Origin of the sequence: Bradyrhizobium sp. 87 (assembly GCF_023073015.1) — a bacterium.
GTDB lineage: Bacteria > Pseudomonadota > Alphaproteobacteria > Rhizobiales > Xanthobacteraceae > Bradyrhizobium > Bradyrhizobium canariense_D.
Genome location: NZ_JADPIQ010000146.1, coordinates 1 through 22,220, shown reverse-complemented (window position 1 = coordinate 22,220; position 22,220 = coordinate 1). Strand labels below are relative to the sequence as shown.

Below are 22,220 nucleotides of genomic sequence, written 5' to 3'. Positions count from 1 at the left end.
GGATCGATAGGTAGGTCTTGACCGTGCCGGCGCTGTAATTCTCCGCCGCAAAACTCGCTGCGAACGAGCCAAGATGCGGCTCGATGCAGGTCTGCAAATATTGAGACATGATCTTCGTGCTCCTTGTTGTTGGAGCGACGAAGATTATGCCGAATGGGATTGGCGGGATCATGCCGCCAACCGGGCCCAGCCGAGCAGATGCGGCATAATCTGGATCGCGGCATTATGCGCCAGCTCATGCAAGGCCGTTCGATGCCAGTTGATCGGCTCGAAATAAGCTTGCGGTGGCGGCACCTGCACATAATCTTCTGTCGGCGCATAAAAGGCGCGGTTGCCGCCGATGCGGAAATCGATGCCAGTCGCCTTGATGAGCTTTTCGACCTTCGGCTCGATCAGGTCTGGCGGCGGAGGCGGCGCTGTTGTTGCGATCTCCGGAGGCAAGCCCTCGCATTGATCGATGTTGAAAAGTGTGAAGCGCTTGAGGAACGGAATGGTCTGCGCTTCCTCACCGTTCTCGCTCGCGCGGCGCTGTTCGTCGACCGGCACAAAGCGGTCGGCACAGACGACGGTCGTGCCGCGCTCGCCCTTGCGAACGTGACCACCGAGCGATAGCGCCTGGCGGAATGTGAGCCAGCTCTGACCTGTGAATGCGCGTTCGGTGGCAGCCCCCCAGAGAATTAGTATGTTAACGCCGCTGTATTGGCGGCCGGTCGCAGCACTCTTCGGCATGGCCAAGGGCGCCCTCGCCGCCGCGGTGCCCCAAGGCTGCACCCACGGCACACGGCCGGCCTCCAGTTCGGCGATGATCGTGTTGGTGATGTCGTCATAAAGGCTCGTCCGGTCCTCACCGGTGCGCGCCCGAGGATGATGTCTGGACATCGCGGATCTCCGCGACGGGCGCCGCGAGCCTCTCTCGCAGCCTGTAACCCGTCACGGCAAAACCGCGCGACACTCTTACTCTCAGCCTCTCATTCAGAATGCGACATTTGCGACCCGGTCCGCCTTCCGTCCCAAGTTTTCAGGACTAGATACTGAGATGCCTGGGGCCCCAGGCCCGACCGGGCGTGCGCCAAGAGCGCATCGCCTCGACGGGAAATGGCACCCGGAGAGCGTGAGCATAGCGACCCGAAGGGGCACGCGGGTCCGAGTGCAGCGACGAGACCGGTTCAATAGTGGCACCCGGGAACGGGGCAGTGATAGCGATCGCCGCAGGCGGGCCCCTTTCCCGAGTGCCCCCGGCGAGGAGCTCCGCAGCTCTTGCGCGAGGGATCGAAGCCGGACGGCCGAGACGCAAAGCGGCTCGGTTCAACGAGAGCCCGATGCGGCGGAAGCCGCACGCGCACAAGCGGAAGAACTCCACCAGGGCTTAAGTCGGAGGACCTAGATTTCCTCGCGCGCATTGGTGTGCGCGTCATAGATCCTGATCTGAAGCATGGGAAAACGCTTCTTTAGTTCTTCCACCTGCCCTGGCGCCGCCTCTGGCTGCAAATTCGGCTTTGAGCCGGCCGTCCACTTCAAGCGCGCAACCAGAGGCCGGCAATTCACCGGTGGCTGCAACCATTTCATTCCCGTTGTGCAGTGAGGGGATTGGAAATGATGGGTAGAGTGAGCAGCCCAAACGGCGCCAGAGCCACCTGCCCAAGTGTCGTGATTGGCTAACGCCCGTTCTGGATTGGTGCCCCGCAGGGATCGCATCAAGGATGGGCATTTGCATCGTCCGAACAGGCAGACGGCCTTCCACTTGCGCGGATGCATGCACGATAGAGCCACGGCTCGACGTAGCTGCCCTTCCAAAGTCCTCGGCCCGCGCGCTCAGCCTCGCGCTGAGCTTCGTGATACCTGCCCTTCGAGTATTGGGGCCAATCCAGCGCAAGACCGTTGCGTACAAGCCAACCACCGAGATCCTTGCCTGCGACCGAGCAGGTCGCGACCGTGCGGCCATACGGGTCGAGGCTGACTGGAACACAATTGACGGCACTGCGGCCAATGAAGGCATCAAGGTCGTTCGCGGCCTGAGCACCACACCGATATTGCAGACTGTCGTCGCCACGGCACAGCTGGCTGCTCTCCGGTGCATCGATGCCCCAGAGCCGGATGCGCACTCCATGTATTTCCAATGTGTCGCCGTCGATAACACTGGCCTGGCCGACAAAATCGTCGGCCAATGCTACGCTCGACAAAACGGCGATAATCAATGCGACAGAGGTTCGACGCATTCCAATGACCTTCTAGCTACCGCAAATCTCGTGGATCGGATTTCGGCCAGTTCGCGAGTGGCTTCAGCGCCGGCAGGTTCTCGGGCGGCTCAGGATAGTGAAACTCCGTGCGGCGCCGCCAGTGTCCCTCGGAGCGAGCCCAGAGCAGAATTGCGTCCATCAGCCAAGTGAATTCGTAAACCTTTCAGACGCCGTCATTCTTTATAACTTCGCCGGTCGCGTTGGATGCCCGCTGTTCAGCCGGCGAAGCGCGTAAATTTCGTCCCAGCGCGCCCCTTTCGGAGGACGCAAGGCGCTGCAGCGCCCTTTACCAGACGAGGGGCTGAACGTCGTCATGCGCGATGCGGACAAGGAAGGACAAGATTGCGGCGTGGCTGGTTTTGCACAGGGCGGCGGAACACGTGGAAAGGCACCTGCCCCAACGATTTGGAATCCCTGCTCTGTGTTAGCAGCCCGGAACGAACCGAGGGCTGCAAGGATCCGTTCCTCGCGGAGGAGCGATCTTGATGCTGATGACCAAGGAGAGGCGGACGGCGATCCGCACGGTACGGGGGTGGGCGATAGCCGTGCTGCAGGAGGCAGGCGCGATCCGCGAGTGTGCGTACCATGGCTGGATGCAGGACCGCGCAGATCCGCACGCCCGTGAGCAGGCGTTCCAAATCGCCCGCCAGGATCCGCCACCGGGCCTTTCGCCCGAGGCGGCCGCCGGGGCTGTGACCGAGGTCCTGGACTCGATCGGCGATACCTGCCCCGAATGCCCGACCGAGGTCTAGGCACGCGCTGAACGATCGACGCCAGCAAAGGTGACTAACGCCCGAGACGCTTCTCGACGCGCTTGCGGCTGTTGCCGACCTTTTTGACAGCCTTTTTGGCCGCTGATGCCGACCGCCCGGTCTTCTTGGACTCGTACCCCACCTCATACTTTTGCCCGCGGGCCACACGGGCTCGGTCCTGCTTGCGCCCGCGTGCTGTTTTCTTCTTCGCTGTCGCCATCGGCTCCTCCTGATGGATTGATGATGAAGCAACGCAGTAAAGGATTCACGGGTTCCGGAACGATTCGAACTATGTCAGTTTGAATCAGCTGTTGCGTGGAGTGCTTCAGTGGCGTTTCAGCGTAAAAAAGCGGCCGGCATCGGCGTCAAGGCGCCGTTGCCCGGCTTCATCGAACCGGCCTTGGCAACCTCGATCGAGAGGGTGCCGTCCGGCAGGCGATGGATTCACGAAATCAAGTTTGACGGCTACCGGGTCCAGGTCCATTTGGCCAGCGAGGTGGCCAAGATCTTTACCCGGCGCGGCCACGACTGGACTCACCGCTTCAAGAAGGTCGCCCACGACGCCTGGCGCATCAGGGCGAGCTCGGCCCTCATCGACGGCGAGATCGTCGTCCCCGCCGCCGACGGCACGACCGATTTCTCGGTGCTGCAGACCGAGAAGGGTAGGTCGGCCAAGATCGTGCCGGTGGCGTTCGATCTGCTCTATCTGAATGGCCGCGATCTTCGGAAGCTGCCGCTGGTCCAGAGGAAAGCCGAGCTACGGAAGATAGTCGATGGCACCGACGTCCAGTTCAGCGAAAGCTTCGAGATCGAGGACGCGAGATGTTCGCACACGCCTGCAAGCTCGGCCTGGAAGGTGTCGTCTCGAACCCATGCGCGTCCGCGGCATCTTGCGCGTCACGCGTGTAACCGTTCGCGCTGACGAGAATGCCTTGCTGTATGGGAATGCCGACGTCGTTCAAATCCCGACGAAGTTGTCAACCGCCGATGTCTTGAGGGCTGTGGCTTCGTTCTTACATCCGAGCGCGATTTGAACTTTGTAGCCCGCGACCCTGGACGTGATCAGAACGTCAATTTCTCTCTTCCGCTTCGTTTTGCGCAGAACGGGCAGCTTCCTTCGTTTCTCCACGCGAACGCCTGGCACCTGGTGCATCATCGCAACCAGGTCTTCGAGGATGTTTCCCTTGATCTTGTTGGACATCGCTTGGCCACCCCACCCGATAATCTTTCTTTTCGCCTCCGCCAGTGTACGCCGAGTCGCTGGCTTCGCTCTGCTCAGCCGATGCCGCAGGCGCTGGACGGGATCGAGCGGGTAAATGACTGATCTAAGTCATTGATATTCATTATTATTGTTGAATCTATTGCACTATTTGTTGAATGACGTCGGGTTTTTGCCTATATTCAATGTCGGGTTTTTGCAAGGAGGACCAATATGCCTCGCAAGCACACATTGCGCGAAAAGATAGAACAGCGGATCGCCCGCAAGAAGGGCGAGGACGTGTTCCTAACGCGTGAATTCAAGACGCTCGGCGGCGAGGATCAGGTCCTGCGCGTCTTGCGCAAGCTCGTGGACGATGGCCGCTTGGTGCGGCTCGGCTATGGCGTCTACGGGCGTGCGACCGTTTCGAGCCTCAGCGGCAAGCCGATGCTCTATAGCCGTGACGGCTTCGCCGGCGTGGCACGTCAGGCGCTCGACAAGCTAGGCGTCAAATGGGAGCCGACCGAAGCCCAACGTGCGTATAATGAGGGCCGCTCGACGCAGGTCCCCGTGAACCCGGTGGTGCGGGTCAAAGGTCGCTTCTCACGTCATCTACGTTACCGCAACGCGGAGCTGGTTCTTGAGCGATAACCCAACCCTCGAACAGCTGCTCGAAGTCCAGGAGTATTTTGGGCTCCCGGGCCCCGCGCTTGTCGAGAAGGATTGGTATGTCGTCAAGGCGTTGGCCGCCATCGCTGCAGTCGATACCGGCGATTTCCGCCTCGTGTTCGGCGGCGGCACGGCGCTAAGCCGCGCCTACAAGCTGACCAAGCGTATGTCGGAAGATGTCGACCTTAAGATCGTCCGCGATAAGGCTCCGACGCGCGGCGAGCTTCGCAAGTTGCGCAAAACAATTACCGATGCGCTGCTGGGCGCGGGCTTTGTCTTCGATCCTGAGAACAAAGACCACCGCGTCACGATGTACGAAGGGCGTTACACCAAATACCAGTTGCCTTACAAAGCCCTCGCCGAGGGCAAGGGCATCTTGCGGCCCAATGTCCAGATTGAAACCTCGGTATGGCCGCTGCGGCGCGAGACCGTGGACAAGTCCGTGATCTCCTTCATCGCAGAAGCCTACGGCCGCGATCCGGAATTACCGAAGATCGCCTGTTCATCCGTTCTGGAAACCGCCGCGGAGAAATTCGTGGCCTTGACATGGCGTGCAGGCTCGGAGCTGGAGGGCCTGCGTGAGGAGCGCGACCCAACGCTGGTCCGGCATATCTATGATATTCACATGATCCGCGACGAATACGATGTGAAGGAGGCCGCCACGCTGGCCCATGAAGTGATGCTCGCAGATGCCGCCACACGCGGCGACAGTTTCCCGGCATGGAAGAACGATCCGCTGGGCGAGACGCTGCGTGCGATCGAGGGCATTCCCAACGACAAGGTCTTCGTGGACGGCTTTGCTAATTTCCAGCGTGACATGGTCTATGGCGACAAGCCGGATTTCAGCGTGGCGATGGGCACCTTGAACACGCTGGCGGATCATCTCAAGAAGGTTCCGGCCTGACATGACTGCCGTTCCCTTCACGCGGCCGACGGTCATTTCCGCCGTCGCATTCCTGACCAAGATGTACCAAGCGCCGTTCAACCACATGGTTCTGCGCCTCGGCCTTGAAAACGAGATCACCTCCGACACAGCGATCAGCGTCGCGAAGAAAGCGGGCCTTCTGGGCCGCATTGTCGTGCAACGCCCAGCCGATCCCGTCGAAACGCTGGAAGGCACGCTCGCGCTGGCGGAAGCGGTTATTCGCGAGGCCGTCCAGCTCATGCACCCTGAGCCGGTGAATGATTTGGAGACCGACTTGGCGCGCGGCCTGGCGCGGGACGGGTACGTCGTTGCATTCGATGAGCGAGAACGCCCGGCGCTACGTGCGGCGTTGCCGGAAGAACTCGGCCTATCGGTGGTGGACAATGAAGTGCATGAACTCCTCAAGCAGTTCGGCTTCACGGAACCGCTTGGCCATCTGAGTCAGGGCATCGAGGCGCATGCGCGGGGCGATTGGGCAGCGGCAAACGCTCAGTTTCGTACGTTCCTTGAAGGGCTGTTTGACGCGATTGCCTTTCACGAAGGTGCGGATCGATTGGCACAACCAACATCGGAGAACCGACGCGCGTGGCTGGCGAATATTGGCTATCTCTCCGAAACCCGCAACGAATGGACGCAAGACGGCAAGAACTACATCAACGGCCTGTTCAAGATGCTTCATACGGACGGCTCGCATCCCGGCCTGTCGGATGAAGATCACAGCACCTTCCGGCTTCACATCGTGCTGGTGACCGCGCGGACCTTTCTGCGCCGTTTGCGCTACAATCAGTAAGTTGGCCGGAACGCGTAAGGCGATGCCGGCAACCTAGGATTCTTTCATGGTGCCGAACCTGGATACGACCACTTGGACGCCTGTATGCTCGTTTGAGGGGTCGGATATCGCTTGCCGAGTTCGAGCAGGCGCTGGCAGACTACTTTAGCGAACCACGGCCAGCGTCCGAGCTGGCGGATTACCGCGCCAAACCCGGCGCGGTAAAAAAGCTGCGCGATGAGGTGGTGCCTGTTTTGCATCACGTCAAGTTCGTCAAAGCAAAAGGCGACATCCGGTTCGAGCTAAGCAGTGACGTGCCGGATTGCTGGTTGCGCGACAAGCCGAACGCCGCGCCACAGGGTCTTGAGGTCACGGTGGCGCAATCCCGCGAGCAACAGCGGCTCGGCCAGGAGATGAACGAAAAAAGGGAGTGGTTCCGGGATATCTCGGCTTACCGGACGACGCCCCGGAAAAGGTTTTCAAGAAACGCTTGGCGCGGTCTCGCATCATGCACAGTTCGGAAGGCGCGTTGAAGGTCATCGGCAACGGCATCAAGTCTTGCCTTCGCAAGAAGGATCACCCGAAATACGCAGGGCATGATCTGCTGATCGAAGCGCCCTTGCACAGTTTGCCCAACGAACGCTGGAGCCGGATTGAGGAAGATCTGCGTTCGGTGGCCAGCACCTTGCCGTTCCGCGAAATCCACGTCATCAGCGATCACGACAGGTTCCCGTTTGGATTCCGCATCAAATGAGCGCCGGACTTTGTGGCAACGATCCGCACAGCCGGCCGATTAAACGCTGGTCCACAGCGCGTCCAAGCCTGCCTCGTCAGGGCCCGATGTCAGGCTCGATATGTTGCGTCGCATCCGGGAACGGTGTTTCAGGTGTAAAAGGCTAGCTGATCTAACGTGAGGAGGGCCTGGAGCGCGCGCGCCAGCGTGTACGTTTCGGCTGCTGCTGCACCATGGCCCACGGCATGGCGGGAACTGGCATTGCCCGTGCGTGCTGCAGGATCGAAGTCGGCGAAGGTGTGAGATTTCAGATAATGGGCAAAGGCTGCGGGAAACAACAACGTGTCTGACTGCCCAGCCTTAGCCTCGGCGGAAGCAACCGCAAACTCCAGAAGCTTTTTGATTTTTGCGCCCTTGCCATAAACCTTGCGATAGGCGTCACCCAAAATCCCCTCGATCTCGGTCAAGGCAATTTTGAGCACGGGTATGGCGTCCCCTTCGGCAAAGGACTTCAGCGCCGAGCGCAGAAGCCGTTCCTTGCCCGCAAAGTGCGCCTTCGCCATCCACCGGGTAAACATGCGCTCGATGCGTTCGGCGTCAAACTTCGCAAGGATCGTTGCTTCCGCATCGTCGAGATCGAATCGCGCTTCGCTTGAATTCGCCAGCCCCTGAAACTCAGGCCCGAGAATCTCCACGAACGGAAACCAGCCTGCCGCGATGAGCTGGGAAAAGACGGCTTGATCGGCGATCGCATCGTAGAGATCCCGGTACTTCAGCCTACGGTACAGCGTGCCGAGGTCACGCTGCATATCGGAAACGGAGAAGTCGCCAGCCGGATTGAAATCGAAGAAAAGGGCAAAGCGCCAGCCTTCCCGGAAGACGCAAACGACACGATCTCTCTTGCCGATGGCGACAAGGGGAAAGCCCATTCCGGTGACGTCGCCGATGTCATTTTCAAACACCACCGTTCCAGCAGCCATGTTTCGCTTAGCCATGATTTGAAGTGCGACGGCCGCCGCGTCTACCCAAAGGTCGCCCGTGTCGTCGGGACGCACGACCAGCAAGGCGACGTCCGCCCGCTTTAGGTTGACGGTCTGTCCGGATTGCCGCGCCATGTGCTCAATATGATTGCTCAGACCTTCCACCACACGGTGAAAAAAGCGGTCGTCCGAAGTCAGGCTTAGCCGTGTCCAGACCTTGACGGTGTCGCCGCCGCGGGCCGCGTCCGCAGAGACACCATGCAGTTGCAAACCCGATAGCTTGACGGGTGCGGCCAAGTTTCCGGCAAGAATACCGGGGTTGGGGGCACTGTCTTGTTTGGGCTGAGACTCGGTCATGACGACATTGTATCACGGCCCAGGAAGCAGGGTCGACGCGGCCCTCCCCCTGCCAGCTGTGCCGAAGAGCTCACCGACAAACGATAAGCGCATGAGCGGGCCGGCGTCGGCCGTCTGTGAGCTTACCCGCCTTATGGACCGCATATCGAACCTGCTGGGCGATGAGTTTAAAAGCTTGTGCGGGGCCGGCGGAATGCGGTTCGAAGGTGACCCGGTCTGGCGCGTCCGAACGCAAATGGTGGTGTAAAGGGCAGAAATCGACTCACGCCGGACGGGTCGGCTCGCCTAAAGTGCCCTCCCGGCAGCCGGGTTTTTCAATCCGAATTTGAGCCAAACGTGGATTTTTCGAATCAACCTTTGCCGCGGGCAAATCTGACATTCGAGGTTGTCGACGATCTTGTCGGGGCCCATGCGCGTGGCCGGCTCAACGGGGGCGCCGCAGGTTCGTTATGCCGCGACGGACATGTGCCCGCTGATCGAATTGATGATGGAAGCCAGCAACGGCCGGACCGGGCCGCTTCTGCAAACGCCCTGGCTCGATTCCATCACGCAACTCGATCTCCGAGCGGCCCTCGCCAGCAACCAGAACATCTGGCTCGACGAGACGCGCCGCTGCGGGTTCATGCGCACGACGTTCGATCCACGTGTCGAGGCCGATGACCTTCAGAGGAACCGGTTTCTGATCACGGCGCGGACAGCGGCCGAAGCGGCCGGGCTTCTCAAGCCGGTCGCGCAAAGCCTCGCCGCCGCATTGCGCGAAATGGAATCCAACATTCACGAGCATTCCGGTGCTGCCGCAAAGGGCATCCTTGCCTTCCAGGCGCGGCCGTCCTTGTTCGAGTTCGTTGCGGCCGATTGCGGCGCGGGCGTGCTGGCGACACTGCGCGAGGACGAGGAGTTTGCCGAGCTTGACGATCATGGTCTAGCAATGCACGCGGCGCTTCAGGAAAATGTGTCGCGGTATGACCGCTTCACAATGGAATAAAGCTCGCTCAAAGAGAGCGTCATACTTTTCCGGCCTAAGTCCAACAATATGGAACAGCCCTGCGCCACCTGCGAAACGCCGTGAGCCACGGGCTTGTTGTCTTTCACGGCCATGGGCCGCATAGAAGCAATTCGCGCAAGCTGCAAGAAAATTTCATCGAGTTTGGCGACCGCGAGGATGCCGAGAGCCCGCTCAATTGGCAGATACTGATCGAAGGCGTGCATCGACTTCGCATTTTTGAAGATCGCAAATGTCGATCCGGGTCCTGAACTGGACCAGGTGCTGGAGTCAAAACACGGGGACATCAGTCTTGCGAGACGTTTTATGGCGGAAGCAGGAAGCAAATGGAGGCAATTGAGGCAGGGATCGCTTTCGCTCGAGGCCATCGAAGAGTTTTCTGAAAGGCTGATGGTGGTAGGAGAACCCTATTGTTGTGGGACAGCTCTGCAGCTGAGGTCATCCGGGTCAACATCACTTAGTGTGATAGATCAACCAAAGCAGGAGTGTGAAATGCTTGGGTAGTAATCTCTATAGAATGGATTAGCCGACCCAGATTCATCACTTCAAGCCGACACCCGTCGCCAGGCGTTAGGCTTGCTGCAATATGGCGCGCTATATCAAGAGCAGCTTGCCAAGCCGCATTGTCGTCGAGCAACTCTTCCCCGAGGGTGTCCTGAAACGGGTGGCTGCCGCCGACATTGAAGAAATAGCGTGTCATAGGCTCCCTCACGTTTCTCTTGCTCGAATAGCTACTTACAGCTTGGGGCAGGCCCCTGGAGACAAGGCCGCTCCAGGAAGCCATGTTGGCCGAGAACAGCGCGCCACTGTGCAACGTTCGTTTCCGCCGACGATGGCGAAGTTGGGGGCTTTTGCTACGACAAACAGGGTACGTAACGAACGACCAAATCTCGCTTTCACCTGAGTGTGTCGTCTGGGCTTCAGATTGGAGCGGTTCCTACAAAAAATCCCGCCATTTGACTTTCAACGTGAGCTCCGCTGCTAGAGCCGAACCGACAAGGAGAAGCGACATTCCGAGATTCGCCGAGGTGTTGCTGGACGTGGAGATATGCGCTCTGCGATCGCATGTGTGTTTCCTCTGTGCTGACCGGAACCATATTTCAATGTTGATTAATGCAAAGTGCCGCGCCACGATGCTGAAATCCTGCGTTTGACCGTATGTTCTTCGACGGAATTCAACGGCATCTATTATAGGCGGGAGAGCAGCCTGAGGTGGTCGTCTCTCCACTTGATCGTCGATTCGGCGGCTTTGTCGCGGCAAAAACCGCGCGGTGCGGTTTTGTCATCAAACAGCGCACCAACGTTCGACTAGCTTTCGCGAGAAGCACGAACTCGCCTTCTGCCCTACTCGGACATGGTATCCTCCGCCTACCAGATCTGTACAGTGCGAAGCGCTCGCTATAGTTCGCAGGCGTCAACCTCCTCGTCCGAGAACTTCTCGGACTCCAGCTCCAGCCTGTTCTTCGCCCCTTCCAGCTCCCCGATTATGAGGACGTAGTCTTCGAACGTGCTCGACGGGCCGATGTGCGTCTCGATCAACTGCCGCAGCTCGCCCGCGAACTGATACTTGCTGAGGGTCATTCGCTCGACCATGCTGCAATCCCCGTCGCGCTTAAGCCCATCAGAGACGCAACAATAAGCAATAGACTAAGGTAAAGCAGAAGCTGAAAGATCAAGTCACCGTCACGGTCTAACATCATATCTCCCAGCGGCGTTGCCCCATGTTTTGGCTGGGGCACGCTGACTTTGCCACATCTTGCGCCTTTGCTCCCCAGACATGGTACTCAACTAGTCTCAGTCACATGAGAGCGTTGTCTCGGCTTCACATTTGCGTCGTCTCAGCTTCATATTGGAGCACTTCGGACAATCCATCAATGCAACACGTCCCGTTATCGCGCTCAAATCCTGTTGGATCTCCGGATTCTTCGGTGGATTTCAACGCCTCTACTATTGGCGACCTGCGGTCAGCACTGGTCCTGCTTCGTGATCGTGCCGGGGAGCTCCGCGGCAGCAAGATCAAAAATCTGATGCGGACTGACATCAGGAACTGCAAGCCACCAAGCCGGCTTGCGCTACCGACATGGTCCGTCACTCCCAGGCTTCATTGGTCAATTCCCGGGAAGTCACGGACTTCATTAACGCAAGCGTGCTTTGTACCGGAGAACGTCTTTTGGCCTTCTTTCTGGAATGTTGAGAATCGCTACGAAGGAGGAGCGCGAGTCCGAACTCGAAAAGCGCGCCTTCAAACCAGCGCATCGGCTGCATCGCTGATGCCAGCGTAGATTTCGTCGAGATCTGCCGCGGTGACGCAATAGGGCGGCATCACGTAGATGGTATTGCCGAGCGGGCGCAGCAGCAGATTGCGGTCGTTAAAGAAAGCCTGAAGCTTCGGACCGATGTCCGCCAAATAGCCGCCATCGTTCGTTTTCAAATCAAGCGCTGTGATGGTCCCGGAACGACGAACGTTTTCAAAGCGCGCGTCGGCGCGGAATGGCTCAATTGCCCGTTCTTGCATGGCGGCGAGCGAAGCGGCGCGCTCGCGGGAGTCCCGATGCCACCAAAGATCCAGGTTCGCTTTTGCAGCGGCACAGGCTACCGGATTCGCCGTATATGAACTCGAATGATAAAACGTACGCATACGATCTTTCGAATAATGCGCGTCGAAAATGTGCGCACGACAGAGCGTAACCGCGAGTGGGAGCGCCCCTCCCGTGAGACCTTTCGAATAGCAAGCGATATCGGGCGTGACATTGGCCTGCTCGCAAGCAAATAGCGATCCGGTGCGGCCCCAGCCGGTCATGACCTCGTCGGCAATGAACAGCACGTCCGACGCCTCACAGATCCGCTTCATCACTGTTAGCACCCAGGCTGGGTACATCAGCATCCCGCCCGCCCCCAATATCAGAGGTTCCACAATAAAGGCGGCTGGCATTTCGTTTCGGCATGCCGACTCGAGCGCAGCGAGTGTCGCCTGCTCACGACCTCTCGCGGGGAACGGGATCGAGGTAACATCGAACAGCAGCGGACCGTACGCCGCGTTGAACACGCCTCTGGCACCAACGGACATCGCCCCAACCGTATCGCCGTGGTAGGAATGTTGCATTACGACAATGCGTCTTCGCTGCTGACCGATATTATGCCAATACCCGAGTGCCATCTTCAAGGCTACTTCGACACTGGTAGAGCCGCTGTCGGAGAAGAAGACATAGTCGAGACCACGGGGTGCGAGCTTCAAAAGTTGCGCAGCAAGCTCCTCAGCCGGATCGTGGGTATAGCCGGCAAAGATGATCTGATTGAGCTTACCGGCTTGTTCCTGAATGGCGCTTACAATATGTGGATGGCAATGACCGTGCGTTACGACCCACCAGGATGAAATGGCATCGATAATACGGCGCCCATCTGCTGTGTGAAGATAAGCACCATCAGCACGTACAACCTTTGTCATTTCGCCTTGAAGCGCGTGTTGCGTGAACGGATGCCAGATCGGCGACTTTGTCTTCGGCATCACGGCTTGAAATCATCAGCACGGAATGAGGCTTGGAATGCGGCCTGCAGCGTGTCTGCCGTGAGGGGAGAAAGCCATGGCAATCGCCCTAGCCAGCGCACCCGCCCCATCTCGCGAATCGCAACCTGAGTCTCAGCATTTCTTTCGCCAATGAAGGCGATCCCGAGAATGCGGATTTCGCGTTTTCGGAGAGCCTCTATCGACAGGAGCGAGTGATTGATGGTGCCCAGCGCAGTGCTTGCGCAAAGCACCACTGGAAGCCGCCATCGCTCGAAGACGTCAATGTAGAGTGTGTCGCCGCTAAGCGGCACCATCAGCCCGCCCGCGCCCTCGATCACCAATGGTCGCTCCCCGGTATCGGGCACATCGAGCAAATCCGCCTCGATGCGAACTCCGTCAAGTTCGGCAGAATGATGGGGAGAAGCGGGGGTCTGAAGGCGGTAGCGTTCCGGCAGGACGCGATCGGCCGAGAGGCCGCCAAGACAAGCGACGACCTCGGTATCGGTCTCTCCCTCGAGACCAGCCTGAATCGGCTTCCAATAGTCCGCTCCGAGGAGATTGGCGAGCCCCGCGGAAAACACCGTCTTTCCAATTCCGGTACCTGTGCCCGTCACGACGATTTTGGCACTCATTGAAGCTCGCCTTTCGTCTCCTCGATCAAGGCATCGAGCATTGCACGCACGTCGTCCTCCCCCACGTTAAGCGTCAGTGAAATTCGCAAGCGGGCCGTGCCCGCCGGCACGGTTGGCGGCCGGATTCCGCGGATATCGAACCCGCGCGCCTGCAATGCAGAGGCGAGCCGCATCGTGCGCGCATTGTCGCCTATGATGCATGGGACAATCTGCGAATCCGAAGGACTTTTCCAACCGCGCTGTCTCATCTCCCGATGCGCGAGCGCGACCAGCTTGGTGAGACGCTGCTGTCGCTCAGGTTCCTGCTGCAGGATCAGTATCGCCTCCCTCACGGCGACAGCCATCAGCGGCGACGGCGCGGTCGCGAAGATGAATGGACGGCAACGATTGACCATAAAGTCTCGCAGCACGCCGGATGCAGTGACGAGCGCGCCGGCCGCGCCCAGCGCCTTGCCGCAGGTATGAACGACCAGCAGATTTTCGCGTCCCTCATAGGGCGCGGTGAGTCCTCGTCCCTGCTCGCCGTAAACGCCTGTTGCGTGGGCCTCATCTACCATCAGGAACGCATCATGCCGGTCGGCGAGCGCGACCATATCCTTGAGAGGCGCAAAGTCGCCGTCCATGCTGTAGAGACTTTCGACCACGATCCAGATCCGGCCCATTCCGCCACCGGCCCGCCAGTCACGAATCGCGCTTTCGACCGACTCGGGATCGTTATGCGCGCTTGTCCGAAAGTCGGCCCGGCCAGCTCGCGCGCCTTCATGAATACTCGCGTGCACCAGGGAATCGAGAACGAGCAAATCGCCCCGCTGCGGCAGCGTTGTCAGGACAGCGAAATTTGCAACATAACCGCCGCCAAAGAAAAGCGCTGTCTCCGCCGCAAAGAAACTTGCAGCTTCTGCTTCGAGACGTTCGTGCTCCTCGCAATTGCCGCGCAAAAGCCGCGACCCGCCGGCACCGATCGGTGTACCGGCCTCGATCGCGTCCAAGACAGCCTTTTTCATGCGCGGTGCGCTCGCCAGCGCGAGATAGTCGTTCGACGCGAAATCGATCCCCGCACGCGGCTTGAGGCCGCGCAGCCGGTCGTCTTCTTTCAGGGCATGCAAGGCTACGACATAATCGGCAACTTTGGTCGCATGGATTGGATTCATTCTTCACTCGGACAGTAGCGATCGATCTTACAAAGGGTCTGATGGCAGCGAAGAACAAGGCTTCAGTTTCGGGCCCTTGGCTTCAGCCTGGCAAGATGCGATTTGCTCGGTCGACCAGCACAACGTGCGGCTTGAAATTGTTTGCTTCGGCTCCATCAAAGGAGGCATATGCAACGATAATAACTTTGTCTCCTGGCATCGCGAGTCGCGCTGCCGCACCATTCAGACCTATGATGCCTGATCCTGGAGGCGCTTCGATCACATAGGTGGCAAACCGCGCTCCGGTATCGATGTTGTAGATTTCAACGCGTTCGTTGATCAAGAATCCAGCAGCATTCAGCAGCGCACCGTCAATCGAAATCGAACCTTCATAGTGCAGGTCGGCTTCGGTGACCGAGGCGCGATGGATTTTGCCTTTCATCAAAGTAATCTGCATTTCTCGCCCAAGCTGGATTTCCGCGCGGCCGCGCGCTGCTCTGATTGATTCAGGCCAGGCTGGACGCGATGCCGAGCCGGTCCAGCAAGTTCGCGTCGCGATCGCGCTGCGGGTTCTTGGTGGTCAAGAGTGTGTCGCCGATGAAGATCGAATTCGCGCCGGCAAAAAAGCACAGCGCCTGCAGTTCATCGGTCATATACTGCCGTCCAGCGGACAACCGGACGACGCTCTTCGGCATCATGATCCGAGCGGTCGCCACCAGGCGGACCAGCGCAAAGGGTTCGGGACGCTCCGCGGTGTCGTTCACGGGCACGCCCTCGACCTCGTTCCACATGTTGATTGGAACGCTCTCTGGATGGCTGGGGAGATTGGCGAGCAGCACGAGCATGCCAAGGCGGTCCTCGACGCGCTCGCCCATGCCGACAATGCCGCCGCTGCACACCTTGATACCGGCCTCTCGAACATGTGCGAGTGTGTCGATGCGATCCTGCAAAGTACGGGTGCTGATGATCTTGCCGTAGAACTCCGGCGAGGTGTCGACGTTGTGATTGTAGAAGTCGAGTCCAGCCTCAAAGAGCTGTATGGCCTGGTTCGGGGTCAGCATGCCGAGCGTGACGCAGGTTTCCATTCCAAGACCTTTGACCGCGCTAACCATATCGCAGACCTGATCGAGATCGCGGTCTTTTGGACTGCGCCAGGCCGCGGCCATGCAGAAGCGGCTCGCGCCGGCATCTTTGGCGCGCTGTGCGCTGGCGACCACATCGGCGCAATCCATCAGGCGGGTCGCTTTCAGACCGGTCTGGTAATGCACGCTCTGGGAGCAGTAGCCGCAATCTTCCGGACAGCCGCCCGTCTTGATGCTGAGCAGGCTTGCGGTTTGGACGTGGTTTGGATCGAAGTTGTCGCGGTGAACGCTTTGCGCCTGAAACATCAGGTCGGCAAACGGCAGGCTGTAGAGCGCTTGGGCCTCGGCGCGCTCCCAGTTACTGGGGAGCTGTGCGCCGATTCTACTGTCGTTCCGTTCTACTCTCCCAGAGGCAATCATTAAGACTTGCGTTCCCATCAATGATTGATCATAGATAATACTGGCGATTATCTATGATCGTTGACCTTTGCTTGATGCTAATCCACACCGCCTGCGAACGCACGCGATTTTTCGGTAGATAATCTATGATGACCGACAGCGAGAGTACGACCGTTGCCTGGCGCATTGCCGAGTCAATCGGAGAGCGCATCATCAGCGGCGCCATCCAGCCAGATGCCCCGCTGCGGCAGGATCATGTCGCGCGGGAGTTCAACTCGAGCCACGTCCCGGTACGCGAGGCTTTTCGGCAATTGGAGGCGCAACATCTTGTCGTCGCTGTGCCCCGTCGCGGCGTTCGGGTTGCCCCGCTTGATACCAATTCAGTGAAAGAGATCGCCGAGATGCGTGCCGCGCTCGAAGTGGTCGCATTGCGCAATGCGGCGCCAAAGTTCACATCCACCCATTTGGCACGAATTGAGCTTGCCCTGATTGAAGGAGACAATGCCCAGACGATTCAGGATTTTGAGATGGCCAACCGCGCCTTTCACCAGGCGCTGGTGGCGCCGTGCGCGATGCCGCGCCTGCTCGCCAGTCTCGACGGACTACAGCTTGCAAATTCGCGATTGGTGTTCGCGATGGCGCGCAATGCTGGGGGGCGACCGCGATCCAATCAGGATCACCGCCTGATTCTGCAGGCACTGCGAGCGCGCAACGTCGATCAAGCCTGCAACCTGCTCTCACGCCACATTCAAACGATTGAGCGCCTTGCCCTTCCCGCGTCCTGACCAGAATGAGATTGGCGGGCTCCGCTTCAGACCGCAGGCCATCGCAAGAGTGTCAAACCCTGTCTGTTTGCCGCGCGAGGCGGCATGTGGCGCTAGCGTTGCAGCGGGCTCGATTCCAAGATAGCTATGCGATCTGCTCGCGATTTTAACCTATGGCCATCCATGATCCGTCACATCGTCTTGTTTACCGCCAAAGATAAGGCCCATATCGACCAAATGATCGAAGGCCTATCGCTTCTCACCACGATCTCGCATGCCCGGCGGCTCGAGATTGCTCGCAATCGCAAGGCCGACCAGTTCGGCAACGATATCGACGTCGTGGTCTATGGTGAGTTCGACAACGAGACGGAACTCGCAGCCTACAAAGCGCATGACCTCTACCAGGAATCGATCAGGCGAGCACGACCGCTGCGCGAGCTGCGCCTCGCGGCCGACTATGACTTATCAACAGATGCGCGTTTCGTCTCAGCGGCAGGCGTAGTCCAACTTAGTCCGCGCATCGCATCCACCGACGGGGCTTAGCCTGACACTCAATCTCGAGAGCTTGCGGCGCTCCGACCAGCGTCGCTCTCGTTGTGGTCGGGATCATATTCGAAGCGTGTCTCACAGCACGCCAGTCGCCGGTGACTCATAGCCGATGCACGTCCGTGAACTACAGTGGATTGAGCCTATCACAGCGGTGCAATGTCTCGCGCATCGACCGCACCTCTCGTTTCTCGATAGCGCAGCAACGCATGAGTTGCTCGGGCGTTACTCATATGTGACCTGCGATCCATTCAGCACCTACATAGTCGCGGGGGGACGGGCGAGTTGCAACGGGGAAGATATCGATGGCGATCCATGGGAAGTTCTTCGCACTCTTCTCGCCAACTATCCGCAAGAGCATCGTCCCGATCTCCCGCCATTTCAGGCAGGCGCGGCTGGCTTCTTCGCTTACGATTTGAACAGGACGCTGGAGCGATTGCCGGCGCCGGCAATTCCCGGTCAGCGTTTACCCCATTCCATTCTGCATCTTTACGACGTGGTCGTCAGCTACGACCACCGGAACAACAGATGCTGGATCGTCTCGACCGGATGGCCGGAGCAGGATCCCGCACGTCGCGGCGAGCGCGCACGTCGTCGAGCCGATGAGTTCGCAGCCCTGCTTGCCAACCCAAAGTCGCCGCGGATCGTGCTCCCCGGCACAGCGGGTGCATGGAATTCAAACTTCAGCCGAGAAGCATACATTGCGGCGGTACAGCGCGTCATCGCCTTGATTCTGGCCGGAGACCTCTTCCAAGCCAACATTGCGCAGCGCTTCACGGCCAGGCTGTCGACTATATTCGATCCGCTCACCTTCTATCGTCAACTGCGGTCATTGAACCCGGCGCCCTTTGGGGCCCTCCTGCGGTACGGAAAGCTGACCATCGCATCGAGCTCGCCTGAGCGATTCCTGAAGCTCGACGGAACAAAGGTCGAAACACGACCGATCAAAGGCACGATCGCGCGTTCGGCTGATTCCAACGAAGACCAGCGCCGCGCTAACGTGCTCGTTGCGTCCGAAAAGGATCGAGCCGAGAACATTATGATCGTCGACCTCCTGCGCAACGATCTATCACGTGTTTGCACTCCACATTCAGTCGACGTTCCAGCCCTGTGCGATCTCGAGTCCTATGCCTCAGTGCATCACCTCGTCTCCATCGTTACGGGTACACTTGCGGGAGACGAAGATGCGGTTACGCTACTGCGAGCTTGCTTTCCTGGTGGCTCCATTACGGGGGCGCCCAAGGTGCGAGCGATGCAGATAATTACTGAAATCGAGCGTGTGGCGCGCGAGGTCTATTGCGGGGCGATCGGTTTCATCGGCTTCAACGGGCAGATGGATACGAATATCGCGATCCGCACTGTAACGATCGACGACGATATGGCTGTATTTCATGCAGGTAGCGGTATAACGGCGATGTCGGACCCGGCGGCAGAATACGAGGAGACGCTTGCCAAGGCGCAGCGAATCTTTGACGCATTTGGTGCTGAAACATCCGGTGCGCTTTGATTGTCATCATCGACAACTACGACTCCTTCGTCTTCAACATTGCCCGCTATTTCCAGGAGCTTGGTGAAGGAACGGAAGTATTCCGGAACGACGTGGTCAGCGTCAGCGACCTCATTGACCTCAAGCCGTGCGCAGTGGTCATCTCCCCCGGTCCGTGCACTCCAATTGAGGCCGGAGTATCTACGGCCGTCGTCCGTGAACTTTCGGGTCGCGTTCCAATTCTCGGCATCTGCCTGGGACACCAGTGTATTGGGAGCGTATTCGGCGGACGGGTGGCGCGTGCACGTCGCCCTATGCACGGTCGGTCCTCGTATGTAACGCATGACGGCCGAGGGCTATTCAGGGAGCTGCCGTCGCCACTTTGCGTTGGTCGCTACCATTCTCTTGTTGTTGAGCTCGATGAGTCATGCGCACCGAATCTTACGGTGAGAGCGCGTTCCGACGAGGGCGAGATCATGGCCCTCGCACATCGCTATCAACCAACTTTTGGTGTGCAGTTCCACCCGGAATCGATACTTACCCAAGACGGGCACGTGGTGCTTAAAAACTTCTTGCGACTCGCAGAGACTTATCGCTCGCAGCAGGATAAGACAACAACGTGAGGTACGTGGGTTGGAGTGGGGCTGCTATCTCGCGAAGCCAACTATTACCCGGCGGCCAGTGCGAGGGCGCTCCGCAGCCCGGAAGGTGGGTGCCGCGCTGCGGAGAACAGCGCGCTACTACGTTCGTTTCCGCCGGCCGGCGGGGGGCGCTCAGCGACTCATGGGGCTGGGCTTCGTGCCTCTGCGCTATTTACAACGTTGCGTAGAACAATTTCAGACAGCTGCACAACCAACTGTTTGAGACGCGTAATCTCTTGCTTGCAGCGTTCAAGCTCGCACTGTTCGTCGGTCATGAGCGACATTTCGCGGCGATCTCTATTTGCTGTAACATGATTCATCTAGATGCACCGGAGTTGACGCTGGTCGTCGAGCATGCCCCAAGAGATCGTATGCATTTTCGCAATGAGTGGCGAGCTCACGCCTAAATCCTGCGTTTGACTGCTATCTTCAGGGATTTCATCGCCTCCATCAGAAGCGGCGGGAGACCGATCGATCTGCAACCAACTTGTTCGGTAGTCGCGGTCTGACCGTGCCCCGCGGATTTAATCCAGTTTGAAGTTCGTACTGGCCCACGACACGGACTGGAGCATGAAGCGCAGCCGCTTTTCGGAACAGCGGATCATAGGGATCTGAAGGAGCATGAGACGGGCGTATCGGGGCAGAGCTCATAGGCAGCTTGGCGCCGCTACGGGGCAGATACGGTCGAGCAATACGTTGTCGATGAGGTGCGTCGAGCCGATGTAGGCTGCCGCGCACAAGGTGGCAGGCCGATGTAGCGGGCTCTCAACTGGCTCGAGCGTATCGGCGTCGAAAAGCTCGAGATATTGCAGGCGGTCGACGGTCTCCAGATATTGCTCGGCGATAACCAGCAGCTCTTTCCCGTCGCGCTCTCCTGCCTGAAACTCAGCGCGCGCCGCGAAGAGGCCACCTCTGATGGCGCCGGCGCGCCGACGTTCTTCCTGGATGAGATACCGGTTGCGACTGCTCATCGCGAGTCCCGTCGGTTTTGCGGATTGTGGGGACCGTGACGATCTCAATTGTGTTTCATTAGTTATTCGTCACCCGCCCTGATGCCGTAGTTGCTTTCCCGTCATGTTCCGAAACATTTCGACGTTGCGCAGCGTGTAGATCAGAATGGCATAGGATTCGTTTTTGGCCTTCTGTTTGCTGCGTGTCGGCAGATTCATGCTCGTCTCCAGCGTCGAAGGCGGCGTTCAACATAGACGACAGGGTCGGCGGTGGACAACCGACGACCCGATCTGCCTTGTTCTGACCCATAATTCCTCCGGGATCCTCTTTCACAACGAGATCCTCTTTCACACAACCCTGAAGAGATCGTGCGCGACCCGCTCCGAGGCCGTACCTCGGATGCGTGTCTTGGCCTCCGCACTGCCGGCGCGCAGCTTGCCACCGACGGCGAGATCGGCAAGTCCGCGAACCGAGAAGGATGTCGCGCCACAGCGGCGGCCGAGCGACTTGATCGACGTCGTCGGCCACCGGATCCACCAATACTCGAGGCAGGCGGGCCTCCCGTCGATATCAGCTGCCACGTACACTTTGCCCGAGAGGTTCACCTCCCAATAGACGTCGACGCTCTGCGACGGTTCGACCCAGACCGTGACCACATCGCTTGCCCGCGATCCAGTCAGCGGCAACATCAAGAGCACGACCAGGCCAAGGATGCTTCGCTTCATAGATTCCACTCCTGTCTCAAGGCGATGCGAGGGGCTGATGGCCCCTCGAACGCGCGGTCGTTAGAGGTCCCGCGGAGGGCGCGGTCTGAAAATCAGCGACCGTCCTTCGGATTTGACATCGAAGAACCGGTCGGATCCCGCGCCGGTGAACACCCGGGATCGCCGGTCGAACGTTGTGACGTCGATGTGGACCGACCGCAGGTTGGGCGGCAGTTCGAAAGTCTCGTCGCGATTCAGGCTGATCGAGCAATCGACCCAGGCGTCGTGGGTGCCTAGCCAATTGTCGCGGTTATCGACCCGAGCGAACATTGTGAGCCCATTCTCGGTAATCGACGCGTCTTCAATACCTTCGCAGCGGCCGTGATCGCCACCGCCAGGCAGCAGATGGATGTCCTCGCGCCGCGTAAGGTCGAGACGCCAACCGAGGGCGGCATCGGGTGCTGCAACGGCCCGCGGGACCCGCGAATTCCGTCTGCGGAACTGGCCCAGATTGATGGTACGCGTGTCGGTCATCTCGTTCTTGAGGACGAGTTCGACCTCCGCATAAAAGTCGAATGCCTTCTCTGCGACGTCGCGACGGTCATGATTTCCTCGATGCCCAGAAATTCGAAGCCGAGCTGGCCCTCGGCGCCTACATTGCGTATTTCGGCGATGGTGAGCGGCGATTTCAGGCGATCGTGAGCAGCTGTTTCGCGCGATGATGAGCAGCGGCTTTGACCGACATGGGTGATTGGTT

At 59.0% G+C, this 22,220-nt stretch carries 26 protein-coding genes and 3 pseudogenes; 11 read left to right on the top strand and 18 right to left on the bottom strand.

Annotated elements, in window-relative coordinates; all coding sequences use genetic code 11:
- Window positions 1-231: 231 nt before the first annotated feature.
- Both IVB50_RS38495 and IVB50_RS38490 read right to left on the bottom strand, forming a co-directional pair.
- Window positions 232-879, bottom strand: a pseudogene (locus IVB50_RS38495) (ArdC-like ssDNA-binding domain-containing protein); the annotation flags it as partial.
- An 815-nt stretch (window positions 880-1,694) separates the two neighbouring features.
- Complete coding sequence (locus IVB50_RS38490; RefSeq protein WP_247300134.1) at window positions 1,695-2,216, bottom strand: thermonuclease family protein; 522 nt, start codon at window positions 2,214-2,216, stop codon at window positions 1,695-1,697.
- Between the two features lie 506 nt (window positions 2,217-2,722).
- Here IVB50_RS38490 and IVB50_RS38485 point away from each other — a divergent pair.
- The gene (locus IVB50_RS38485; RefSeq protein WP_247300132.1) at window positions 2,723-2,989 is read left to right on the top strand and encodes a hypothetical protein; all 267 of its coding nucleotides are present in this window, start codon (window positions 2,723-2,725) and stop codon (window positions 2,987-2,989) included.
- A gap of 34 nt (window positions 2,990-3,023) precedes the next feature.
- Here IVB50_RS38485 and IVB50_RS38480 read toward each other — a convergent pair whose 3' ends face one another.
- Window positions 3,024-3,209, bottom strand: coding sequence for a DUF3606 domain-containing protein (locus tag IVB50_RS38480; protein WP_247300131.1), 186 nt, complete (start codon window positions 3,207-3,209; stop codon window positions 3,024-3,026).
- Between the two features lie 108 nt (window positions 3,210-3,317).
- Between IVB50_RS38480 and IVB50_RS38475 the strand changes: the two are divergent.
- Window positions 3,318-3,856, top strand: a pseudogene (locus IVB50_RS38475) (DNA ligase); the annotation flags it as partial.
- 91 nt (window positions 3,857-3,947) lie between these two features.
- On the opposite strand, the gene IVB50_RS38470 reads toward IVB50_RS38475, so the two are convergent.
- Window positions 3,948-4,190, bottom strand: a complete 243-nt coding sequence (locus IVB50_RS38470) for a hypothetical protein (protein ID WP_247300129.1) — start codon at window positions 4,188-4,190, stop codon at window positions 3,948-3,950.
- Window positions 4,191-4,421: 231 nt separating this feature from the next.
- Here IVB50_RS38470 and IVB50_RS38465 point away from each other — a divergent pair, with 231 nt between their 5' ends.
- The 5 genes from IVB50_RS38465 (at window position 4,422) to IVB50_RS38445 (ending at window position 7,304) form a co-directional block, all read left to right on the top strand.
- Window positions 4,422-4,838, top strand: a complete 417-nt coding sequence (locus IVB50_RS38465) for a DUF6088 family protein (protein WP_247300127.1) — start codon at window positions 4,422-4,424, stop codon at window positions 4,836-4,838.
- 91 nt (window positions 4,839-4,929) lie between these two features.
- Complete coding sequence (locus tag IVB50_RS38460; protein WP_247300125.1) at window positions 4,930-5,760, top strand: nucleotidyl transferase AbiEii/AbiGii toxin family protein; 831 nt, start codon at window positions 4,930-4,932, stop codon at window positions 5,758-5,760.
- A gap of 1 nt (window position 5,761) precedes the next feature.
- A complete protein-coding gene (locus IVB50_RS38455; RefSeq protein ID WP_247300122.1) occupies window positions 5,762-6,571 on the top strand; it encodes a hypothetical protein in 810 nt (269 codons plus the stop codon).
- Between the two features lie 92 nt (window positions 6,572-6,663).
- On the top strand, window positions 6,664-7,083 hold the full coding sequence (locus tag IVB50_RS38450) for a hypothetical protein (protein WP_247300120.1): 420 nt from the start codon (window positions 6,664-6,666) through the stop codon (window positions 7,081-7,083).
- Window positions 7,080-7,304 (top strand): hypothetical protein, encoded by a 225-nt coding sequence (locus IVB50_RS38445; RefSeq protein ID WP_247300118.1) that lies wholly within the window; start codon window positions 7,080-7,082, stop codon window positions 7,302-7,304. The genes IVB50_RS38450 and IVB50_RS38445 overlap by 4 nt, the downstream gene beginning before the upstream one ends.
- Before the next feature lie 128 nt (window positions 7,305-7,432).
- Here the strand turns inward: IVB50_RS38445 and IVB50_RS38440 are convergent, their stop codons facing one another.
- The 10 genes from IVB50_RS38440 to bioB all read right to left on the bottom strand — a co-directional run bounded on the left by IVB50_RS38440 (window position 7,433) and on the right by bioB (window position 16,392).
- Window positions 7,433-8,620 carry a hypothetical protein gene (locus IVB50_RS38440; RefSeq protein ID WP_247300116.1) on the bottom strand — a complete coding sequence of 396 codons (1,188 nt, stop codon included), beginning with the start codon at window positions 8,618-8,620 and terminating at the stop codon, window positions 7,433-7,435.
- A 424-nt stretch (window positions 8,621-9,044) separates the two neighbouring features.
- Window positions 9,045-9,539, bottom strand: a complete 495-nt coding sequence (locus IVB50_RS38435) for a hypothetical protein (RefSeq protein ID WP_247300114.1) — start codon at window positions 9,537-9,539, stop codon at window positions 9,045-9,047.
- A gap of 23 nt (window positions 9,540-9,562) precedes the next feature.
- Window positions 9,563-9,829, bottom strand: coding sequence for a hypothetical protein (locus tag IVB50_RS38430; protein WP_247300112.1), 267 nt, complete (start codon window positions 9,827-9,829; stop codon window positions 9,563-9,565).
- A gap of 251 nt (window positions 9,830-10,080) precedes the next feature.
- Window positions 10,081-10,323: a tRNA 5-methylaminomethyl-2-thiouridine synthase gene (locus IVB50_RS38425; RefSeq protein ID WP_247300110.1), complete on the bottom strand. Its 243-nt coding sequence runs from the start codon at window positions 10,321-10,323 to the stop codon at window positions 10,081-10,083.
- Between the two features lie 698 nt (window positions 10,324-11,021).
- Window positions 11,022-11,216 carry a hypothetical protein gene (locus IVB50_RS38420; protein WP_247300108.1) on the bottom strand — a complete coding sequence of 65 codons (195 nt, stop codon included), beginning with the start codon at window positions 11,214-11,216 and terminating at the stop codon, window positions 11,022-11,024.
- Between the two features lie 649 nt (window positions 11,217-11,865).
- Entirely contained in the window at window positions 11,866-13,128 is a 1,263-nt protein-coding gene (locus tag IVB50_RS38415) for an adenosylmethionine--8-amino-7-oxononanoate transaminase (protein ID WP_247300106.1), read from the bottom strand.
- Window positions 13,128-13,760: a dethiobiotin synthase gene (gene bioD, locus IVB50_RS38410; RefSeq protein ID WP_247300104.1), complete on the bottom strand. Its 633-nt coding sequence runs from the start codon at window positions 13,758-13,760 to the stop codon at window positions 13,128-13,130. Before bioD ends, IVB50_RS38415 begins: the two co-directional genes overlap by 1 nt.
- A complete protein-coding gene (locus IVB50_RS38405; RefSeq protein WP_247300103.1) occupies window positions 13,757-14,911 on the bottom strand; it encodes an 8-amino-7-oxononanoate synthase in 1,155 nt (384 codons plus the stop codon). The genes bioD and IVB50_RS38405 overlap by 4 nt, the downstream gene beginning before the upstream one ends.
- Before the next feature lie 82 nt (window positions 14,912-14,993).
- On the bottom strand, window positions 14,994-15,347 hold the full coding sequence (panD, locus tag IVB50_RS38400; RefSeq protein WP_247300100.1) for an aspartate 1-decarboxylase: 354 nt from the start codon (window positions 15,345-15,347) through the stop codon (window positions 14,994-14,996).
- A 49-nt stretch (window positions 15,348-15,396) separates the two neighbouring features.
- Window positions 15,397-16,392 (bottom strand): biotin synthase BioB, encoded by a 996-nt coding sequence (gene bioB, locus IVB50_RS38395; RefSeq protein ID WP_247300136.1) that lies wholly within the window; start codon window positions 16,390-16,392, stop codon window positions 15,397-15,399.
- Between the two features lie 125 nt (window positions 16,393-16,517).
- On the opposite strand from bioB, the gene IVB50_RS38390 reads away from it, so the two are divergent.
- The 4 genes from IVB50_RS38390 (at window position 16,518) to IVB50_RS38375 (ending at window position 19,790) form a co-directional block, all read left to right on the top strand.
- Window positions 16,518-17,156 carry a GntR family transcriptional regulator gene (locus IVB50_RS38390; RefSeq protein ID WP_247300099.1) on the top strand — a complete coding sequence of 213 codons (639 nt, stop codon included), beginning with the start codon at window positions 16,518-16,520 and terminating at the stop codon, window positions 17,154-17,156.
- 162 nt (window positions 17,157-17,318) lie between these two features.
- Entirely contained in the window at window positions 17,319-17,678 is a 360-nt protein-coding gene (locus IVB50_RS38385; RefSeq protein WP_247300097.1) for a Dabb family protein, read from the top strand.
- 115 nt (window positions 17,679-17,793) lie between these two features.
- Window positions 17,794-19,188 carry an aminodeoxychorismate synthase component I gene (pabB, locus tag IVB50_RS38380; protein ID WP_247300095.1) on the top strand — a complete coding sequence of 465 codons (1,395 nt, stop codon included), beginning with the start codon at window positions 17,794-17,796 and terminating at the stop codon, window positions 19,186-19,188.
- A complete protein-coding gene (locus IVB50_RS38375; protein WP_247300093.1) occupies window positions 19,185-19,790 on the top strand; it encodes an aminodeoxychorismate/anthranilate synthase component II in 606 nt (201 codons plus the stop codon). Before pabB ends, IVB50_RS38375 begins: the two co-directional genes overlap by 4 nt.
- A 665-nt stretch (window positions 19,791-20,455) precedes the next feature.
- Here the strand turns inward: IVB50_RS38375 and IVB50_RS38370 are convergent.
- The 4 genes and pseudogenes from IVB50_RS38370 to IVB50_RS38360 form a co-directional block, all read right to left on the bottom strand.
- A pseudogene (locus IVB50_RS38370) lies at window positions 20,456-20,828 on the bottom strand (pantoate--beta-alanine ligase); the annotation flags it as partial.
- A gap of 20 nt (window positions 20,829-20,848) precedes the next feature.
- Window positions 20,849-20,977: a hypothetical protein gene (locus tag IVB50_RS42515; RefSeq protein WP_256464727.1), complete on the bottom strand. Its 129-nt coding sequence runs from the start codon at window positions 20,975-20,977 to the stop codon at window positions 20,849-20,851.
- 129 nt (window positions 20,978-21,106) lie between these two features.
- Entirely contained in the window at window positions 21,107-21,484 is a 378-nt protein-coding gene (locus IVB50_RS38365; RefSeq protein ID WP_247300091.1) for a hypothetical protein, read from the bottom strand.
- Window positions 21,485-21,544: 60 nt separating this feature from the next.
- On the bottom strand, window positions 21,545-22,220 hold a 676-nt coding region (locus tag IVB50_RS38360), incomplete at its 5' end, for a hypothetical protein (RefSeq protein WP_247300090.1).

What these genes read in the sequence shown, in the direction of transcription:
- IVB50_RS38490 (WP_247300134.1), bottom strand. Translation starts at nt 2,216, where the DNA reads ATGCGTCGAACCTCTGTCGCATTGATTATCGCCGTTTTGTCGAGCGTA.
- IVB50_RS38485 (WP_247300132.1), top strand. Translation starts at nt 2,723, where the DNA reads ATGCTGATGACCAAGGAGAGGCGGACGGCGATCCGCACGGTACGGGGG.
- IVB50_RS38480 (WP_247300131.1), bottom strand. Translation starts at nt 3,209, where the DNA reads ATGGCGACAGCGAAGAAGAAAACAGCACGCGGGCGCAAGCAGGACCGA.
- IVB50_RS38470 (WP_247300129.1), bottom strand. Translation starts at nt 4,190, where the DNA reads ATGTCCAACAAGATCAAGGGAAACATCCTCGAAGACCTGGTTGCGATG.
- IVB50_RS38465 (WP_247300127.1), top strand. Translation starts at nt 4,422, where the DNA reads ATGCCTCGCAAGCACACATTGCGCGAAAAGATAGAACAGCGGATCGCC.
- IVB50_RS38455 (WP_247300122.1), top strand. Translation starts at nt 5,762, where the DNA reads ATGACTGCCGTTCCCTTCACGCGGCCGACGGTCATTTCCGCCGTCGCA.
- IVB50_RS38440 (WP_247300116.1), bottom strand. Translation starts at nt 8,620, where the DNA reads ATGACCGAGTCTCAGCCCAAACAAGACAGTGCCCCCAACCCCGGTATT.
- IVB50_RS38435 (WP_247300114.1), bottom strand. Translation starts at nt 9,539, where the DNA reads ATGATCGTCAAGCTCGGCAAACTCCTCGTCCTCGCGCAGTGTCGCCAG.
- IVB50_RS38430 (WP_247300112.1), bottom strand. Translation starts at nt 9,829, where the DNA reads ATGCACGCCTTCGATCAGTATCTGCCAATTGAGCGGGCTCTCGGCATC.
- IVB50_RS38425 (WP_247300110.1), bottom strand. Translation starts at nt 10,323, where the DNA reads ATGACACGCTATTTCTTCAATGTCGGCGGCAGCCACCCGTTTCAGGAC.
- IVB50_RS38420 (WP_247300108.1), bottom strand. Translation starts at nt 11,216, where the DNA reads ATGGTCGAGCGAATGACCCTCAGCAAGTATCAGTTCGCGGGCGAGCTG.
- IVB50_RS38415 (WP_247300106.1), bottom strand. Translation starts at nt 13,128, where the DNA reads ATGCCGAAGACAAAGTCGCCGATCTGGCATCCGTTCACGCAACACGCG.
- bioD (WP_247300104.1), bottom strand. Translation starts at nt 13,760, where the DNA reads ATGAGTGCCAAAATCGTCGTGACGGGCACAGGTACCGGAATTGGAAAG.
- IVB50_RS38405 (WP_247300103.1), bottom strand. Translation starts at nt 14,911, where the DNA reads ATGAATCCAATCCATGCGACCAAAGTTGCCGATTATGTCGTAGCCTTG.
- panD (WP_247300100.1), bottom strand. Translation starts at nt 15,347, where the DNA reads ATGCAGATTACTTTGATGAAAGGCAAAATCCATCGCGCCTCGGTCACC.
- bioB (WP_247300136.1), bottom strand. Translation starts at nt 16,392, where the DNA reads ATGATTGCCTCTGGGAGAGTAGAACGGAACGACAGTAGAATCGGCGCA.
- IVB50_RS38390 (WP_247300099.1), top strand. Translation starts at nt 16,518, where the DNA reads ATGATGACCGACAGCGAGAGTACGACCGTTGCCTGGCGCATTGCCGAG.
- IVB50_RS38385 (WP_247300097.1), top strand. Translation starts at nt 17,319, where the DNA reads ATGATCCGTCACATCGTCTTGTTTACCGCCAAAGATAAGGCCCATATC.
- pabB (WP_247300095.1), top strand. Translation starts at nt 17,794, where the DNA reads ATGCACGTCCGTGAACTACAGTGGATTGAGCCTATCACAGCGGTGCAA.
- IVB50_RS42515 (WP_256464727.1), bottom strand. Translation starts at nt 20,977, where the DNA reads ATGAATCTGCCGACACGCAGCAAACAGAAGGCCAAAAACGAATCCTAT.
- IVB50_RS38365 (WP_247300091.1), bottom strand. Translation starts at nt 21,484, where the DNA reads ATGAAGCGAAGCATCCTTGGCCTGGTCGTGCTCTTGATGTTGCCGCTG.